Below are 439 nucleotides of genomic sequence, written 5' to 3'. Positions count from 1 at the left end.
AACCCCGGCTTCCCGGGCGGCGCCTACGGCTATGTGGCCATGGGCCCCTGGAAGGGCGGACAGGCGGAGTACCTGCGCGTCCCCTACGCCGACTTCAACTGCCTGAAGCTGCCGGCGGGCAGCGAGCACGAGAAGGACTTCGTCCTCCTCGCGGACATCTTCCCCACCGGCTACCACGGCTGCGAACTCGCCCAGGTGCGCCCGGGCGACAGCGTCACCGTGTACGGCGCCGGACCGGTCGGCCTGATGGCCGCCTACTCGGCGCTGCTGCGCGGCGCGCGGAAGGTGTTCGTGGTCGACCGCGTCGCCGAGCGGCTGCAGAAGGCCCAGGAGATCGGCGCCGTCCCGATCAACTTCGCGGAGGGCGACCCGGTCGAGCAGATCCACGACCAGACCGAGGGCATCGGCACCGACAAGGGCATCGACGCCGTCGGCAACC

At 71.1% G+C, this 439-nt stretch carries 1 protein-coding gene; it reads left to right on the top strand.

Annotated elements, in window-relative coordinates; translation table 11 throughout:
- The coding region (locus tag LPA54_RS39170) for a zinc-binding dehydrogenase (protein ID WP_228985156.1) at window positions 1-439 on the top strand (439 nt) is incomplete at both ends.

This window comes from Streptomyces sp. DH12 (assembly GCF_020873895.1).
Lineage (GTDB): Bacteria > Actinomycetota > Actinomycetes > Streptomycetales > Streptomycetaceae > Streptomyces.
Note: the sequence above shows the minus strand (reverse complement) of the source record. Positions and strands in the feature narration are given on the sequence as shown.